This window comes from Bacillus sp. 196mf, from assembly GCF_003217275.1.
GTDB classification, from domain to species: Bacteria; Bacillota; Bacilli; order Bacillales; family Bacillaceae_G; genus Bacillus_A; species Bacillus_A thuringiensis_S.
Map to the genome: position 1 here is coordinate 1 of NZ_QJTG01000032.1, position 18069 is coordinate 18069.

Here is an 18069-nt window from a genome sequence, read left to right on the forward strand (position 1 = left end):
AAGGGATAAGTGCTGAAAGCATCTAAGCATGAAGCCCCCCTCAAGATGAGATTTCCCATAGCGTAAGCTAGTAAGATCCCTGAAAGATGATCAGGTTGATAGGTTCGAGGTGGAAGCATGGTGACATGTGGAGCTGACGAATACTAATAGATCGAGGACTTAACCATATAATATGTAGCAAATGTTATCTAGTTTTGAAGGAATATGCCTTCATAGTTTGGTGATGATGGCAGAGAGGTCACACCCGTTCCCATACCGAACACGGAAGTTAAGCTCTCTAGCGCCGATGGTAGTTGGGACCTTGTCCCTGTGAGAGTAGGACGTCGCCAAGCAACTAAAACACGAGTCAAATGACTCGTGTTTTTTCGTGTTTTATTTTATAATCCATAGTAATAAAAAATGTGTTTAAAGTATTCATATTTTGTTTAAATACAAGGGAATGTGGCTAGGATAGTGAATAAGCAAAAGAGTTGCAAATTTTATTAATACGTATATAATTAAAGTCAAAGATAGTCAAAGTCAATAAAGGTGGCGGATAAATGAGAAATATATCTGATATCATTGAGCAATATCTAAAGCAAGTTATTGACTTAAGTAATAATAATGTGATTGAAATCAAGAGAAATGAGATTGCGGATCGATTCGAGTGCGTACCATCTCAAATCAATTATGTAATCAATACCCGTTTTACGTTAGAAAGAGGATTTGTAGTAGAAAGTAAACGTGGTGGAGGAGGTTACATTCGCATTATAAAAGTCAAACTGCATGATGATATAGACATTATTGATCAAATGCTTCATATGATTGATCATAGCGTTGCGCAAGGGAATGCAGAAAGTATGATTATACGTTTAATAGAAGAGGGAATCATAACAAATCGTGAAGCGAAACTGATGTTAAGTGTAATAGACCGTTCTGTATTATCAATGGATGTTCCTTCTCGAGATGAACTTAGGGCTCGAATATTATGCGCAATGTTAAGAACACTGAAATATAAATAAATATAACTTTTGTAAAAGATTGATAACTAAGATAAAGCAGTTAAATATTGTAGAAGTTTTGAAAAAGAACATGCACTTTTATTTAAATGGATTCAGGAAAGCGAACAATCTAGTAATGTATGAAAAGTATCATGAGATAGAGCGTTCCTGTTGTAAAGGTGGGGATAGTGATGACTTGTCAAAACTGTAACATAAGACCAGCAACTTTACATTATACAAAAGTAATTAACGAGAAGAAGGCGGAAGTTCATCTTTGTGAGCAATGTGCAGAGCAAAGTGGCTATACGTCTTTCTTTCAATCATCGCAGTCTAACTTTTCATTTCATGATTTATTTGCTGGTTTATTACACGGTGAATCAACAATGTTTGAAGAAGGAAAAAATGGATTTTCAAATGCAGATATAGTAAGGTGTCCAGATTGTAAGATGACATATGAACAATTTACAAAAGTCGGACGTTTTGGCTGTTCTTCTTGTTACGATACATTTAAGGAGCATTTAAAGCCATTATTAAAACGCCTTCACGGTGGGCATACAGAACATTGTGGAAAAATTCCGGAACGTATAGAAGGAAATATCCACTTAAAGAAAGAATTAGATGAACTAAAACTTATTCTGAAACAATACGTACAGAAAGAGGAATTTGAGAAAGCTGCAGAGGTAAGGGATAAAATCCGAGGTCTTGAAATACAGCTTAGTGAGCATAGGGAGGGGGAATAATTCTATGTCACTGGACAAAATTATGAACGAAGCAATTAGTCCATGGATGAAGGGGGATGGCCCTGATTCTGATATTGTTTTAAGTAGTCGAATTCGTTTGGCTCGTAATTTTAAACAATATCAATTTTCCACTATGCAAAACGAAGAAGAAGCTAAACAGATTCATGAATTATTCAAAAAGAAATTTATAAATAAAGCAGTAGGGTCCTTTGGGGAGTTTGGACTATTAAAGATGAATGAATTAACCCCTCTTCAAAGGAGAGTTTTAGTCGAAAAGCATTTAATTAGTCCAAATCTTGCAGGGACAGAATATGGAGCATGTCTACTATCAGAAAGTGAACATATTAGTGTTATGCTTAATGAAGAAGACCATATTCGGATTCAGTGCCTATTTTCAGGATTACAGTTATCAGAGGCGCTTCAAAGCGCCAATCAAATAGATAATTGGATTGAGAAAGAAGTTGAATACGCTTTTGATGAGTCACTTGGATATATTACAAGTTGTCCTACTAATGTTGGCACAGGGTTAAGAGCTTCTGTGATGATTCATTTACCGGGACTGGTTTTAACAAAAAGAATTAGCCGTATTATACAAGTAATTCAAAAATTAGGGTTAGTAGTAAGAGGAATATACGGTGAAGGTAGCGAAGCGTTAGGTAATATATTTCAAGTTTCAAATCAAATGACGCTAGGAAAGTCTGAAGAAGATATTATTGCAGATTTAAAGAGTGTCATTCAACAAATTATACAGCAAGAAAAAATAGCTAGAGAATTAATTGTACAAAATTCAAGTATTGAACTTGAAGATAAGGTTTATCGTTCTTACGGCATACTAGCAAACAGTCGTTTAATTCAATCTGCAGAAGCAGCCAATTGCTTATCGGATGTACGACTTGGTATTGATCTAGGATATATAAAAGGTATATCGAGAAATATTTTGACTGAGCTAATGGTTCTTACGCAACCAGGTATTTTACAACAATACGCAGGTGGACCTTTAGGGCCAGAAGAAAGAGATTATCGAAGAGCAACCTTAATCCGTGAGCGATTACGTATTGAAAAAAACTAAGCGCAAGTAGGAGGCGATTTCTATGATGTTTGGAAGATTTACAGAAAGAGCACAGAAAGTATTAGCTTTATCTCAAGAGGAAGCAATTCGTATTGGGCATAATAATATTGGAACAGAACATATTTTACTTGGGCTTGTACGCGAAGGTGAAGGAATTGCAGCAAAAGCATTAATTGCTCTTGGATTAAGTCCAGAGAAAGTTCAAAAAGAAGTAGAGGCGTTAATTGGGCGTGGAACAGAAGCTTCTCAAACTGTACATTATACACCTCGTGCTAAAAAGGTTATTGAATTATCTATGGATGAAGCGCGTAAGCTAGGCCATTCTTACGTTGGAACAGAACACATTTTACTCGGTTTAATCCGTGAAGGTGAAGGTGTAGCCGCACGTGTTTTAAATAATTTAGGTGTAAGTCTAAATAAAGCAAGACAACAAGTCTTACAACTTCTTGGAAGTAATGAAGCTAGTTCAGGTCATCAAGGTGGTTCAGCATCAAATGTAAATACACCGACACTTGATAGTTTAGCAAGGGACTTAACAGTTGTTGCGCGTGAAAATCGCTTAGACCCTGTTATTGGACGTGGTAAAGAAATTCAACGTGTAATTGAGGTATTAAGCCGTAGAACGAAAAACAACCCAGTATTAATTGGTGAGCCTGGTGTAGGTAAAACGGCAATTGCAGAAGGATTAGCACAGCAAATTGTAAATAATGAAGTTCCTGAAACTTTAAGAGATAAGCGTGTTATGACACTAGATATGGGTACAGTGGTAGCTGGAACGAAATATCGCGGTGAATTTGAAGATCGTTTAAAGAAAGTGATGGATGAAATTCGCCAAGCAGGCAATATTATTCTATTTATTGATGAGCTTCATACATTAATTGGTGCAGGTGGAGCAGAAGGTGCAATCGATGCATCGAATATTTTAAAACCATCTTTAGCACGAGGAGAGTTACAATGTATTGGGGCAACAACTTTAGATGAGTATCGTAAATATATTGAAAAAGACGCGGCTTTAGAAAGACGTTTTCAACCAATTCATGTTGATGAGCCAAGTTTAGAAGAATCGATTCAAATCTTGAAAGGTTTACGTGATCGTTATGAGGCGCATCACCGTGTATCTATTACAGATGACGCTATTGATGCAGCTGTAAAACTTTCAGATCGTTATATTACAGATCGCTTTTTACCAGATAAAGCAATTGATTTAATTGATGAAGCTGCTTCAAAAGTTCGCTTACGTTCTTATACAACACCACCAAACTTAAAAGAGCTTGAAGTGAAGCTTGAGGAGATTCGAAAAGAAAAAGATGCAGCTGTACAAAGTCAAGAATTTGAAAAGGCTGCATCCTTACGTGATATGGAGCAACGCTTACGTGAGAAGTTAGAAGATACAAAACGTCAATGGAAAGAGCAACAAGGAAAAGAAAATTCAGAGGTTACGGTAGAAGATATTGCAAATGTCGTTTCTACATGGACGCGTATCCCAGTTTCTAAACTTGCACAAACAGAGACTGATAAATTATTAAATTTAGAATCCATTCTCCATGATCGTTTGATTGGTCAAGATGAAGCAGTAGTAGCTGTAGCAAAAGCTGTTCGTCGTGCAAGAGCAGGATTAAAAGATCCGAAGCGCCCAATTGGTTCATTTATTTTCTTAGGGCCAACAGGTGTAGGTAAAACAGAACTTGCAAGAGCACTAGCAGAATCTATGTTCGGTGATGAAGATGCAATGATTCGCATCGATATGTCAGAATACATGGAGAAGCATTCTACTTCCCGTTTAGTTGGTTCTCCTCCAGGATATGTTGGATATGAAGAAGGTGGACAATTAACAGAGAAAGTTCGTCGCAAGCCATATTCAGTTGTCTTATTAGATGAGGTAGAGAAAGCTCATCCGGATGTGTTTAATATTTTACTACAAGTATTAGAAGATGGTCGTTTAACAGATTCTAAAGGACGTACAGTTGATTTCCGTAATACGATTGTTATTATGACGTCTAACGTTGGTGCCGAGGCGTTAAAACGTAACAAACATCTTGGATTTAATGTACAAGATGAAAGCCGTGATTATTCGGATATGAAAGGTAAAGTAATGGATGAGCTGAAAAAGGCATTTCGTCCAGAATTCTTAAACCGTATTGATGAAATTATCGTATTCCATATGCTTGAGAAAAAACATATTCAAGAGATTGTAACTCTTATGGTAAATCAGTTAGTTAATCGCTTAAAAGAACAAGAAATCGAATTGCACTTAACGGAAGGGGCAATTTCAGCTATTGCAGATAAAGGATTTGATCGTGAGTATGGCGCTCGTCCACTTCGCAGAGCAATTCAGAAACATGTAGAAGATAGACTATCAGAAGAACTTTTAAAAGGTGCTATTGAGAAAGGACAAAAAGTTATCTTTGATGTAGAAGGAGAATCATTTGTCATTCATAGTGCGGAAAAGGTAAAATAAGTATAGACAAACAAAGAGGGCTACGCGATAGCCCTCTTTCTTGTACGAGAAGGATAAACGTTTATAGACGAAAGTGAAGTGAACTATAAAAAGGTATGGCTAAAAAGAAAACGAAATTTATATGTCAAGAATGTGGTTATCAGTCACCAAAATATATGGGTAAATGTCCTGGATGTGGTCAATGGAATACACTTGTTGAAGAAATGGAGCCAGTTGTATCATCTAGGCGCCTTAATTACGCGAATGCAATTCAAACGGAAGTAACAAAACCAAGACGTCTTACCGAAGTAGAAACAAAGTCTGAGGCACGTATTGAAACGGAATTTCAAGAGTTTAATCGTGTGCTTGGTGGTGGAATTGTAGATGGGTCCTTAGTGCTTATTGGTGGAGACCCTGGGATTGGAAAATCAACATTACTATTACAGATTTCATCACAATTAGCAGATTCTTCATATGATGTATTATACATATCGGGTGAGGAGTCGGCAAAACAGATTAAACTTCGTGCAGATCGTTTGCATGTAAAGGGTAGCAATCTATTTGTTGTAGCAGAGACAGACCTGCAGCGTATTGCAGCACATATTGAAGAGATGAATCCAGCTTTTGTTGTTATTGATTCTATTCAAACGATACATTTACCTGAAGTGACGTCAGCACCAGGAAGTGTGGCACAAGTACGTGAATGTACAGCGGAATTAATGAAACTTGCAAAAACAAAAGGAATCCCTATTTTCATTGTCGGGCATGTGACAAAAGAAGGAGCAATTGCAGGACCTCGTATGTTAGAACATATGGTCGATGCAGTTCTTTATTTTGAAGGAGATCGACACCATACGTATCGTATTTTACGGGCTGTGAAGAACCGTTTTGGTTCCACGAATGAAATGGGTATCTTTGAAATGAAAGAGCTTGGTCTTGCGGAAGTTTTAAATCCTTCTGAAATCTTCCTTGAGGAAAGGCCGGTTGGTGTTGCAGGATCAACAGTAGTTGCTTCAATGGAAGGAACAAGACCGGTTTTAGTAGAAATACAAGCATTAATCTCCCCTACTAGTTTTGGAAATCCTCGAAGAATGGCGACGGGAATTGATCATAACCGTGTTTCGCTTATTATGGCAGTATTAGAAAAAAGAACAGGTTTACTATTGCAAAATCAAGATGCATATTTAAAAGTAGCTGGTGGTTTGAAATTAGACGAACCGGCAATTGATTTAGCAGTGGCTTTAAGTATAGCCTCAAGTTTTAGGGATAAATCTACGGCACCAACTGATGCAGTAATAGGAGAAGTAGGATTAACTGGAGAAATAAGAAGAGTATCAAGAATCGAACAACGTGTACAAGAAGCGGCTAAATTAGGATTTCAACGTGTTATTATTCCTAGAAAAAACTTAGGAGGATGGACAATTCCGGATGGGATTGAGGTTGTAGGTGTTTCTAATTTAGGAGAAGCGCTTCGTTTGACATTAGGAGGCTAGGCTATGGAAGAAAATAAGCAACGTGTCAAAAGTATGATTAATATTTTACAGCTCGTGGCCCCAGGAACACCACTGCGTGAAGGGATAGATAATGTACTTCGCGCACAAACAGGGGGGCTAATTGTTCTTGGATATAATGAGCAGATTAAAAGTATTGTGGATGGTGGTTTTCACATTAATTGTGCATTCTCTCCTGCTAGTTTATATGAATTAGCAAAAATGGACGGGGCACTTATTTTAAATGAAACGGGAAGTAAAATTTTAATAGCGAATGCACAGTTAGTTCCAGAGGCATCTATTGATTCTATTGAAACCGGTATGCGTCACCGAACAGCAGAACGTGTAGCGAAGCAGACGGGCAGCCTTGTTGTGGCCATTTCACAAAGACGTAACGTAATTACGCTATATCAAGGGAACTTACGTTATACACTAAAAGATATAGGGGTTATTTTAACAAAGGCAAACCAAGCTATTCAAACGTTAGAAAAATATAAGGCTGTATGGAATGATGGTATTACGAATTTGGGCATTCTAGAATTTGAAGAGGTCGTTACAATGTCTGAGGTAGTTCACGTTTTACATAGTGTTGAAATGGTACTGCGTATTAAAAATGAAATATTGAGCTATATTCATGAGTTAGGAACAGAAGGTAGGTTAATTCGTTTACAGCTTACAGAATTACTAGCTGATTTAGAAGCAGAGGCAGCATTGTTAATTAAAGATTACCATCAGGAGAAAACACAAGACCATCATCAAATTTTGAAAAAGTTACAGGACCTTGCAAATACACAACTTTTAGAGGATAGTGATTTAGTTAAATTACTTGGTTACCCAGGGCAAACCAGTTTAGAAGAAAGTGTGACGCCAAGGGGATATCGAATTACAAGCAAAATCTCTCGTGTTCCGCCACTTATCATTGAAAATTTAATTAATCGATTCAAAACGTTGCAAGGAGTTTGTCGCGCGACTATTCATGAATTGGATGATGTGGAAGGAATTGGGGAAGTAAGGGCGAAGAAAATACGAGAAGGCCTAAAAAGAATTCAAGAGCATCTATATATGAGTAGACACAATTAAGAATATTACATTGATTCCATAATATAACGACACTAGAACATTTTTGGTATATGATATGATATATTGGTAAATAAAACTATTTATAAAAAAACACGTCCGCTTTTGCATTCGGCGTTTTGATTAGCGAAACAATGGTTAATAATGAGTAGGAGGTGGTTGGATGTTAAAACGGATCGTACAGCTCTTCTTTCTAGTGATCGGGGGAGCGTTAGGGATTTACTTAATCCCAAAAGTTATTAATGTATTAGACATCGGTGCTGTTCCTTTATTGGAAGGATCGTATGTTCGTGCGATTATTGGTGCAATTATTTTATTTTTAACAACATTTTGGCTTGTAGATTATATTGTTCAACTTATTAAGCATATTGAAGAGGCTCTTGTAAAGGCGCCTGTAGCAGATGTTTTATTTGGTACATTAGGATTAATCTCTGGTCTTATTGTTGCATATTTAATTTTAATACCGATTCGTGAATTTACAATTCCGGTTATTAGTACGGTATTGCAAGTGTTCTTCACTCTTTTACTTGGATATTTAGGATTCCAAGTAGGATTTAAAAAGAGGAATGAATTGCTAGGATTATTTACATTACCCCAACGCGGAGGTAAGAAGAAAAATAATAACGAGAACGAAGAGGCAGAAGCAGAAAAATCTACGACTCATTGGAAAATTCTCGATACGAGTGTAATTATCGATGGACGTATTGCTGACATTTGCCAAACGAAGTTTTTGGAAGGAACAATTGTGATTCCACAATTCGTATTAGAAGAGCTTCAGCATATTGCCGATTCTTCCGATGCTTTAAAGCGTAATCGTGGTCGCAGAGGACTAGACATTTTAAATCGTATTCAAAAAGAGATGCCGATTCCGGTAGAAATTTATGAAGGCGATTTCGAGGATATCCAAGAGGTGGATAGCAAACTTGTAAAGTTAGCAAAAATCACCGGTGGAACTGTAGTAACGAATGATTTTAACTTAAATAAAGTTTCTGAATTACAAGGAGTAACAGTGTTAAACATTAATGATTTAGCTAATGCAATTAAACCAGTTGTACTCCCTGGCGAAGAATTAAATGTTTATGTTGTGAAAGATGGTAAAGAGCAAAACCAAGGTGTTGCGTACTTAGATGATGGTACGATGATTGTAGTAGAAGATGGTAGAGAGTATGTAGGTTCGCAACTTAATGTACTGGTTACTAGCGTATTACAAACATCAGCTGGTCGTATGATTTTCGCAAAACGTAAATTATTAGAAAAAGCATTATAGGTAGAGGATTATTAATATGTATACATTAATTATTCCGGCAGCCGGCCAAGGAAAGCGGATGGGTGCTGGCAAAAATAAGTTGTTCTTACTTATAAATGAAGTACCGATTATCGTTCATACATTACGTGCTTTTGAAAGAGATAAAGCGTGCAAAAGTATTGTTATGGCAATTAACGAAGAGGAACGCCCGTATTTTGAAGAATTAATGCAGAAGTATCCGATTGAAAAACAGGTACAATTTATTCAGGGTGGAGCCGAAAGACAAGATAGTGTATATAACGCGATTCAGCATGCGAGTGGTGTTGAATACGTTCTTGTACATGACGGAGCGCGCCCATTCGTAACGAATAAAGTGATTCAAGATGTATTAACAGCAGCAGAAAAATATGGAGCTTCCATTTGTGCAGTGCCAGTAAAGGATACAGTTAAGAAGGTAGAGCAAGGTGTTGTTGTCGAAACGGTAGAACGATCTCAGCTTAAGGCTGTACAAACACCGCAAGGGTTCTCTGTTTCTCTTTTGCTAGAAGCTCATAGAAGTGCAAAACAGAGCTGTTTTCTTGGTACAGATGATGCAAGTCTCGTGGAACGTATTGGAAAGCAAGTAGGTGTAGTAGAAGGGAGTTACTATAATATTAAAGTGACGACTCCAGAGGATTTACTAATTGCTGAAAGTTTCCTTCATGTTCTGAAAAAATAGCCGTGATGGTGTATAACAAAGGAAAGCTCGGCAATGGCCGGGCTTTTCTTTGTAAGGATATCGATATAATATAGAGTCATAAAGCTCAGTGGTTTAGCTCAAGGAGGATGTAAAGAATGTTTCGAATTGGACAAGGTTTTGACGTGCATGAATTTGCAGAAGGTAGACCGTTAATTATTGGCGGAATTACAATTCCACACGAGAAAGGATTAATCGGCCATTCAGATGCAGATGTATTGTTACATACGATTGCTGATGCATGTTTAGGTGCCATTGCAGCAGGAGATATCGGAAAGCATTTTCCTGATACAGACCCAGCTTTTAAAGATGCAGATTCAGCTGTATTGTTGCAAAAAGTTTGGGAATTTGTGCGTGAACAAGGTTACGAGTTAGGGAATTTAGATTGTACAATTATTGCTCAAAAGCCAAAAATGGCACCGCATATTGAAAGTATGCGTAAACGTATTAGTGAACTGTTAGAAACGTCTATAGATAACATTAATGTAAAGGCAACTACAACAGAAAAATTAGGATTTACAGGTAGGGAAGAAGGAATTGCTTCTCAAGCAGTGGTATTATTACAGAAAAAATAATGGTTTTTAATTCGTAAGATGGATAATCACATTTTTTTGTTGTACAATTATAGAATGTGTAGACATTAAGAATGGAAGGTGTACCAATTATGGAAAAGCAAGTGAGAGTGCGCTATGCGCCAAGTCCAACAGGACACTTACATATCGGAAATGCGCGTACGGCATTATTTAATTATTTATTTGCTCGTCATTTAGATGGCAAGTTTATTATTCGTATTGAAGATACTGATGTAAAACGTAACGTGGCTGGTGGAGAAGAAAGCCAATTAAAATACTTAAAATGGCTCGGTATGGACTGGGATGAAGGTGTTGATGTTGGCGGTGAATTTGGACCATATCGTCAAACAGAGCGTTTAGATATTTATAAAAAATTATATCTAGATTTATTAGAGCGTGGTTTAGCTTACAAATGTTATATGACAGAAGAAGAGCTAGAAGCAGAGCGTGAAGGACAAATTTCTCGTGGTGAAACACCTCGTTATGCAGGTAACCACCGTGATTTAACTGAAGAACAAATGAAAGAATTTGAAGCTGAGGGACGTATTCCGAGTATTCGTTTCCGTGTACCAGCTAATCGTGATTACACATTCAAAGACATCGTAAAAGACGAAGTTGCATTCCATTCAAATGATTTTGGTGATTTTGTTATCGTGAAAAAAGATGGAATCCCAACTTATAACTTTGCGGTAGCAGTAGATGATCACTTAATGGAAATTACACATGTACTTCGTGGTGATGATCATATTTCAAACACGCCAAAACAAATGATGATTTATGAAGCTTTCGGTTGGGATATCCCACAATTCGGTCATATGACTTTAATTGTAAATGAAAGTCGTAAAAAATTAAGCAAGCGTGATGAATCTATTATTCAATTTATTGAGCAATATAAAGAGCTTGGATATCTTCCAGAAGCAATCTTTAACTTTATTGCGCTATTAGGTTGGTCACCAGTAGGTGAAGAAGAAATCTTCTCTAAAGATGAGTTTATCAAAATGTTTGATGCAGCTCGTTTATCAAAATCACCTGCATTATTTGATTCTCAAAAACTAAAATGGATGAACAACCAGTATATGAAAAAGCAAGATTTAGATACGGTTGTAGAGTTAAGTTTACCGCATTTAGTGAAAGCTGGACGTGTGGGAGAAACTTTAAGTGAACAAGACCAAGATTGGATCCGTGGTGTAATTGCTTTATACCATGAACAAATGAGTTTTGGAGCTGAAATTGTAGAGCTTTCTGAAATGTTCTTCAAAGATCATGTTGATTATGAAGAAGAAGGACAAGAAGTATTAAAAGGTGAACAAGTACCAGAAGTACTTCGTGCATTTGCTGGTCAAGTAGAAGCACTAGAAGCGATGGAACCAGCAGCAATTAAGGCGGCTATTAAAGCAGTTCAAAAGGAAACAGGTCATAAAGGTAAAAACTTATTTATGCCAATCCGTGTTGCAACTACTGGTCAAACACATGGTCCAGAGCTTCCGAATGCTATTGCACTTCTTGGAAAAGAAAAAGTTTTAAATCGTCTTCAAAAAGTAATTGGTTAACATTTTCTAGGTTTAGAAATATAATAAGTATACTTAAAACCTAATAAGGAAAAGCGACGAGAAGGAGAAGTAGAAAATCAGGCTTTTTACAGAGAGAACCACCTTTAGGCTGGAAGTGGTTTATAAGCGGATTTTTGAAATGCCCCTTCGAGTCTTCTGCTGAACAGTAAATTGTTTTGCGAAACGTCTTAGGGCGTAAAGTAAGCAGAAGCGGTGTACACCGTTATCAGAGATGAGTTTGAGGCTTTTTTAGCCTAAACAGAGTGGAACCGCGCTTATAAGGCGTCTCTGTCAATATGACAGAGGCGTCTTTTTTTATACCGTAAAACTGGGTATGAGTATAAATTTTATCTACGTGTATAAAGATTTAGGGAGATAAGTAGGGAGTTAGTTCATTCGAAAAAGCAGCCCATAAAGGGGAGGGAACGTCGATGTTTAAGAGGCTTCGGGAAGATATTGAAGTCGTTTTTGAACAGGATCCAGCGGCAAGAAGTTATTTCGAAGTCATTTTGACTTACTCTGGATTACATGCAGTTTGGGCCCATCGAATTGCACATGCTTTTTATAAAAAAAATTTCTTCTTTATTGCACGTTCGATCTCACAAGTTAGTCGTTTCTTTACTGGCATTGAGATTCATCCAGGAGCAACAATTGGTCGTCGTTTTTTCATAGACCATGGAATGGGGGTTGTAATTGGAGAAACGTGCGAAATTGGTGATAATGTAACGATCTATCAAGGGGTTACATTAGGTGGTACGGGTAAAGAAAAGGGAAAGAGGCACCCTACAATTCAGGATAATGTATTAATTGCAACAGGTGCTAAAGTACTAGGTTCTATTACAGTTGGAGAGAATTCTAAAATTGGAGCAGGTTCTGTCGTATTAAAAGAAGTCCCTGCACATTCTACAGTTGTAGGTATACCTGGCCGAGTCGTTATTCAAAATGGAGTAAAAATCGGTCAAGAATTAAATCATTCTGACCTTCCAGACCCAATTTTTGATAAGTTAAAGGTCATGGAAGTAGAACTTGATAAATTGAAAAAACAACTTGAAGTAAAGGTAGAAAGGAAGGATAAAAATGACTATTCACATTTATAATACGTTAACACGTCAAAAGGAAGAGTTTACTCCATTAGAAGAAAATAAGGTAAAGATGTATGTGTGTGGACCTACAGTTTATAACTATATTCACATTGGGAATGCAAGACCACCTATGGTATTTGATACGGTACGCCGTTATTTAGAATATAAAGGGTATGATGTGCAGTATGTGTCCAACTTTACTGACGTAGATGATAAATTAATTAAAGCAGCAAATGAATTAGGTGAAGATGTGCCGACAATTGCTGACCGTTTCGTTGAAGCGTACTTTGAGGATGTAACGGCACTAGGTTGCAAACACGCAACAGTTCATCCGCGTGTAACGGAAAATATGGATATTATTATTGAATTTATTCAAGAACTTGTGAATAAAGGATATGCATATGAATCAGAAGGTGATGTGTACTTTAGAACGAAGGAATTCGAAGGATACGGTAAATTATCGCATCAACCAATCGCAGACTTACGTCACGGTGCGCGTATTGAAGTAGGAGAAAAGAAACAAGACCCTCTTGATTTTGCTTTATGGAAAGATGCTAAAGAAGGAGAAATCTTCTGGGAAAGCCCTTGGGGGAAAGGTCGTCCAGGCTGGCATATTGAATGCTCGGCAATGGCACGTAAATACTTAGGAGATACAATCGATATTCATGCTGGTGGTCAAGACTTAGCATTTCCTCATCATGAGAATGAAATTGCGCAGTCTGAGGCGTTAACTGGAAAAACATTTGCACGTTACTGGATGCACAATGGATATATTAATATTAATAATGAGAAGATGTCTAAGTCATTGGGGAACTTTATTTTAGTTCACGATATCATTAAGCAATATAATCCGCAGTTAATTAGATTCTTTATGCTATCGGTACATTACCGTCATCCAATTAATTTCAGTGAAGAGTTATTACAAAGCACAAATAACGGACTGGAAAGAATTAAGACGGCTTACGGTAACTTAAAACACCGTATGGAAAGTAGTACTGATTTAACAGACCATAATGAGAAATGGTTAGCGGAACTGGAAAAATTCCAGACTGCATTTGAAGAAGCGATGAATGATGACTTCAACACTGCTAATGCAATCACTGAGTTATATAATGTGGCAAATCATGCGAATCAATATTTACTGGAAGAACATACGTCTACAGTGGTAATTGAAGCATACGTAAAACAACTTGAAACATTATTTGATATTTTAGGGTTAGAATTAGCGCAAGAAGAGTTGCTTGATGAAGAAATTGATGCACTTATTCAAAAACGCATTGAAGCTCGTAAAAATCGTGATTTTGCATTATCAGATCAAATTCGCGATGACTTAAAAGACCGTAATATTATTTTAGAAGATACCGCTCAAGGTACAAGATGGAAAAGAGGATAAGAATGATTGATGCAAAGCAATTAAACAGCTTAGCGTTAGCATACATGGGTGATGCGGTATATGAACAATATATCCGCTATCACCTACTTCAAAAAGGGAAAGTTCGCCCTAATCAATTACATCGATTAGGGACAAGCTTTGTTTCAGCAAAAGCACAGGCGAAAGTTGTTTATCATTTATTAGAGACGGCGTTTTTGACAGAGGAAGAAGAGGCGGTATTAAGAAGAGGACGTAATGCAAATTCAGGTACAGTTCCAAAAAATACGGATGTACAAACATATCGACATAGTACAGCCTTTGAAGCGCTAATTGGTTATCATCATTTATTAAATAACCGTGAAAGATTAGACGAAATTGTATATAAGGCTATTGCAGTTTTAGAAGAAAAGGAAGGGGGCACATCATCATGAGTAGTGAATATATTATCGGACGTAACCCTGTAATTGAGGCGTTACGATCAGGGAGAGATATAAATAAAATTTGGATCGCAGAAGGTGCTGCCAAAGGACAAGTACAGATTGTACTAGCGTTAGCGAAAGAAAATAAGGTTATTTTACAACATGCACCAAAGAAAAAGTTAGATCAATTAGTTGAGGGTAATCATCAAGGTGTAATTGCTCAAGTAGCTGCATATCAGTATGCGGAGTTAGAAGAGTTATTCAAAGTGGCAGAAAAACGTAATGAAGATCCATTCTTCTTAATTTTAGATGAGATTGAAGATCCGCATAACCTAGGTTCTATTATGCGTACTGCTGATGCGACAGGAGCTCATGGAATTATTATTCCAAAGAGAAGGGCTGTGGGGCTTACAGCGTCAGTTGCGAAAGCATCAACAGGAGCGATTGAATACATTCCTGTTGCGCGCGTAACGAACTTATCCCGTACAATTGATGAATTAAAAGAACGTGGACTTTGGATTGCTGGTACAGATGCCAAAGGGAAAACGGATTACCGTAATTTAGATAGTAAAATGCCAATTGGGTTAGTAATTGGTAGTGAAGGAAAAGGTATGAGTCGTATTATTGGTGAAAAGTGTGATTTCCTAATCACTCTACCGATGGTTGGTAAAGTTACATCCTTAAATGCTTCCGTAGCCGCAAGTTTGTTAATGTATGAGGTATATCGTAAACGTCACGAAATTGGTAAATAAAAGATGAACGATATTTTAATCGTTGACGGTTACAACATTATCGGAGCTTGGGGAGATTTGAAGAAACTGCGGGATGTAGATTTACAATCATCAAGAGATGCACTTATTGATAAGATGGCGGATTATCAAGGTTATACAGGTACAAAAGTGATGATAGTCTTTGATGCCTATACAGTACATGGTATTGAAAAAAAGATGAAACAATCTCGTGTGGAAGTAATATTCACACGAAAGAATCAAACTGCAGACGAAAAGATAGAGCAGCTTGCGATAGAGCTTAGAAATATAAATACACGAATATATGTTGCGACTTCTGATTACACGGAACAATGGGTTATATTTGCGCAAGGTGCCCTTCGGAAATCTGCGCGTGAATTAGAGTTGGAAGTACAGGCAATGGAGCAACAAGTAAGAAGGCGTACAAAAGACACGAAAGAACAGCAACCCGCCATGCGAAAGATATTTAGTAAAGATATTACAGAAAAATTAGAAAAATTAAGAAGAGGAGAGCGTTGAAGCATTGACGCTCTTTGTCTTTTTACTGTATAATATTGCTAAATAAATAGCGGTCGGAGGGATCAAGGTGGAAGCAGGCTTCGTAAGTGTAGGCGACGTTACATTTCGTGATTTAGAGGATGAGGCAATCGTTGAGTTAGTTCGAAAAGGTAATACTGACGCTCTAGAATATTTAATTCACAAATATAAGAACTTTGTTCGCGCGAAATCAAGATCTTACTTTTTAGTGGGTGCCGATCGAGAAGATATTGTTCAAGAAGGTATGATAGGATTGTTTAAAGCAATTCGTGATTATAAAGAGGACAAGCTGTCTTCATTCAAAGCATTTGCTGAACTGTGTATCACTCGACAAATTATTACCGCTATTAAAACGGCAACAAGGCAAAAACATATTCCCTTAAATTCGTATGTGTCTTTAGATAAGCCGATTTACGATGAGGAATCTGATCGAACATTATTGGATGTTATTTCTGAAGCGAAGGTAACTGATCCTGAAGAGATGATTATTAGCCAAGAAGAATATACAGACATAGAATCAAAAATATCAGAATTATTAAGCGATTTAGAAAGAAAAGTACTTTCTTTATATCTAGATGGGCGTTCTTATCAAGAGATTTCAGAACAGTTAAACAGACATGTGAAATCTATTGATAACGCTTTACAGCGGGTGAAGAGGAAATTGGAACGATATATGGAAATGCGAGAAAGTACAACTTTAAATTCATAACAAATAACAAGTGCAACAGGTGTAAAATAAATCACCTGTTTTCTTTTGTAGACAGTACAAAATGCATGTCATTGACATTGTCTTTTATTGTATGATACATTTTTAGGGACATAATGTTACAAGGTTGGTGTAACTAATGAGGAAAAAAGTTGTACTCTCATGTGAAGAGTGTAAAAATCGAAACTACTCTACTATGAAAGATACGAGCTCAATAGAGCGACTTGAAATAAAAAAGTTTTGTAAAACATGCAATCAGCATACAGTTCACAAGGAAACAAAATAAATAATTGAAATAATACACTGGAGGTCCCGCAGATGCGTTTAACGAACTTTTTCGGCGATGTAGGTCGCGAAATGAAAAAAGTAAGTTGGCCTAAAAAAGATGAATTACTCCGCTCAACAGCGACTGTTGTTGCTACAGTTGTGTTCTTTGCGATTTTCTTCGCAGTAGTTGATATGGGCATTTCTTCTTTAATTCGGTTAATTCTTGGTTAATTCTTGAATAAGAAGCACTTATCCATGATATAATGTTATTTATAAGAACTGTGTAAAAGCCCGGTGAACGGGTTTTTTCATTTGCGCAAAAAAATGTACGTCAGGGAGGGAAGGACGCTCGTCCTAAATGAATGGAAAAAAGTTGGTATGTTGTCCATACTTATTCTGGATATGAAAATAAAGTAAAAGCAAACCTAGAGAAGCGTGTAGAATCAATGGGTATGCAAGATAAAATTTTCCGTGTTGTTGTCCCGGAAGAAGTAGAAGTAGAAATGAAAAACGGAAAAGAAAAATTAATGAAAAGAAAAGTGTTCCCAGGTTATGTATTAGTAGAATTAATCATGACTGATGATTCTTGGTATGTTGTACGTAACACGCCGGGTGTAACTGGGTTCGTTGGTTCTTCTGGTTCTGGATCTAAACCATCACCTCTATTAGAAGAGGAAGTTGTTACCATTATGAAACATATGGGAATGGACAACGAAGTGGTTGATTTCGACTTTGAACTTCATGAGACAGTACGTGTAAATGAGGGGCCATTCGCAGATTATACAGGTGCTATTGAAGAAATTGATGTGGAGAAGAAAAAGGTTAGCGTACTTGTGGACATGTTTGGTCGCGAGACTCCAGTTGAACTTGACTTCCATCAAATTGAAAAATTATAAAATGAAACTTGAAATGAATTGTAAAAAGTGATAATATCTTTTAAGTCAGTACGTCTTCGTTATCGGAGACGTTTTTTGAAAGATTTTATCCTTACAGATAAAATATGACGTGGGAGGGCAAATCACTGTCCAATTGACCACATC

General features: G+C 37.0%; 19 protein-coding genes, 2 rRNA genes and 1 other annotated feature. All 21 genes read left to right on the plus strand.

Features of this window, described 5'->3' with window-relative positions; translation table 11 throughout:
• Positions 1–167 (plus strand): 23S ribosomal RNA (locus tag ATL10_RS26310); the annotation flags it as partial.
• A gap of 49 nt (positions 168–216) precedes the next feature.
• Positions 217–332 (plus strand): 5S ribosomal RNA (gene rrf, locus ATL10_RS26315).
• A gap of 207 nt (positions 333–539) precedes the next feature.
• Positions 540–1001, plus strand: coding sequence for a transcriptional regulator CtsR (gene ctsR / locus ATL10_RS26320; RefSeq protein WP_001244560.1), 462 nt, complete (start codon positions 540–542; stop codon positions 999–1001).
• Positions 1002–1171: 170 nt separating this feature from the next.
• Positions 1172–1720, plus strand: coding sequence for a protein-arginine kinase activator protein McsA (mcsA, locus tag ATL10_RS26325; protein WP_000128385.1), 549 nt, complete (start codon positions 1172–1174; stop codon positions 1718–1720).
• A gap of 4 nt (positions 1721–1724) precedes the next feature.
• Positions 1725–2789, plus strand: coding sequence for a protein-arginine kinase McsB (mcsB, locus tag ATL10_RS26330; RefSeq protein WP_000050836.1), 1065 nt, complete (start codon positions 1725–1727; stop codon positions 2787–2789).
• A 22-nt stretch (positions 2790–2811) separates the two neighbouring features.
• Positions 2812–5247 carry an ATP-dependent protease ATP-binding subunit ClpC gene (gene clpC / locus ATL10_RS26335; RefSeq protein WP_110497829.1) on the plus strand — a complete coding sequence of 812 codons (2436 nt, stop codon included), beginning with the start codon at positions 2812–2814 and terminating at the stop codon, positions 5245–5247.
• A gap of 95 nt (positions 5248–5342) precedes the next feature.
• Positions 5343–6719, plus strand: a complete 1377-nt coding sequence (gene radA / locus ATL10_RS26340; protein ID WP_001085199.1) for a DNA repair protein RadA — start codon at positions 5343–5345, stop codon at positions 6717–6719.
• A gap of 3 nt (positions 6720–6722) precedes the next feature.
• Entirely contained in the window at positions 6723–7796 is a 1074-nt protein-coding gene (disA, locus tag ATL10_RS26345) for a DNA integrity scanning diadenylate cyclase DisA (RefSeq protein WP_000392164.1), read from the plus strand.
• Between the two features lie 160 nt (positions 7797–7956).
• The gene (locus ATL10_RS26350) at positions 7957–9060 is read left to right on the plus strand and encodes a PIN/TRAM domain-containing protein (protein ID WP_000919679.1); all 1104 of its coding nucleotides are present in this window, start codon (positions 7957–7959) and stop codon (positions 9058–9060) included.
• 16 nt (positions 9061–9076) lie between these two features.
• A complete protein-coding gene (gene ispD / locus ATL10_RS26355; RefSeq protein WP_053565450.1) occupies positions 9077–9757 on the plus strand; it encodes a 2-C-methyl-D-erythritol 4-phosphate cytidylyltransferase in 681 nt (226 codons plus the stop codon).
• Positions 9758–9873: 116 nt separating this feature from the next.
• Complete coding sequence (gene ispF, locus ATL10_RS26360) at positions 9874–10350, plus strand: 2-C-methyl-D-erythritol 2,4-cyclodiphosphate synthase (protein WP_000488386.1); 477 nt, start codon at positions 9874–9876, stop codon at positions 10348–10350.
• 89 nt (positions 10351–10439) lie between these two features.
• Positions 10440–11897 (plus strand): glutamate--tRNA ligase, encoded by a 1458-nt coding sequence (gltX, locus tag ATL10_RS26365; protein ID WP_000415150.1) that lies wholly within the window; start codon positions 10440–10442, stop codon positions 11895–11897.
• A gap of 47 nt (positions 11898–11944) precedes the next feature.
• Positions 11945–12190: a binding site (T-box leader), on the plus strand.
• Positions 12191–12328: 138 nt separating this feature from the next.
• Positions 12329–12994 (plus strand): serine O-acetyltransferase, encoded by a 666-nt coding sequence (gene cysE, locus ATL10_RS26370; RefSeq protein ID WP_090978618.1) that lies wholly within the window; start codon positions 12329–12331, stop codon positions 12992–12994.
• A complete protein-coding gene (cysS, locus tag ATL10_RS26375) occupies positions 12975–14372 on the plus strand; it encodes a cysteine--tRNA ligase (RefSeq protein ID WP_000152272.1) in 1398 nt (465 codons plus the stop codon). Before cysE ends, cysS begins: the two co-directional genes overlap by 20 nt.
• 2 nt (positions 14373–14374) lie before the next feature.
• The gene (locus ATL10_RS26380) at positions 14375–14782 is read left to right on the plus strand and encodes a Mini-ribonuclease 3 (RefSeq protein ID WP_000564261.1); all 408 of its coding nucleotides are present in this window, start codon (positions 14375–14377) and stop codon (positions 14780–14782) included.
• On the plus strand, positions 14779–15522 hold the full coding sequence (gene rlmB / locus ATL10_RS26385) for a 23S rRNA (guanosine(2251)-2'-O)-methyltransferase RlmB (protein WP_110497831.1): 744 nt from the start codon (positions 14779–14781) through the stop codon (positions 15520–15522). The genes ATL10_RS26380 and rlmB overlap by 4 nt, the downstream gene beginning before the upstream one ends.
• Positions 15523–15525: 3 nt before the next feature.
• Positions 15526–16038, plus strand: a complete 513-nt coding sequence (locus tag ATL10_RS26390; protein WP_000997887.1) for an NYN domain-containing protein — start codon at positions 15526–15528, stop codon at positions 16036–16038.
• A gap of 67 nt (positions 16039–16105) precedes the next feature.
• Positions 16106–16765 carry an RNA polymerase factor sigma-70 gene (locus ATL10_RS26395; protein ID WP_000387198.1) on the plus strand — a complete coding sequence of 220 codons (660 nt, stop codon included), beginning with the start codon at positions 16106–16108 and terminating at the stop codon, positions 16763–16765.
• A gap of 136 nt (positions 16766–16901) precedes the next feature.
• A complete protein-coding gene (gene rpmG, locus ATL10_RS26400; RefSeq protein WP_014481927.1) occupies positions 16902–17048 on the plus strand; it encodes a 50S ribosomal protein L33 in 147 nt (48 codons plus the stop codon).
• A 32-nt stretch (positions 17049–17080) separates the two neighbouring features.
• Positions 17081–17260 carry a preprotein translocase subunit SecE gene (secE, locus tag ATL10_RS26405; protein ID WP_001241323.1) on the plus strand — a complete coding sequence of 60 codons (180 nt, stop codon included), beginning with the start codon at positions 17081–17083 and terminating at the stop codon, positions 17258–17260.
• 131 nt (positions 17261–17391) lie between these two features.
• A complete protein-coding gene (gene nusG / locus ATL10_RS26410; protein WP_000415794.1) occupies positions 17392–17925 on the plus strand; it encodes a transcription termination/antitermination protein NusG in 534 nt (177 codons plus the stop codon).
• The last annotated feature ends 144 nt before the right edge of the window (positions 17926–18069 follow it).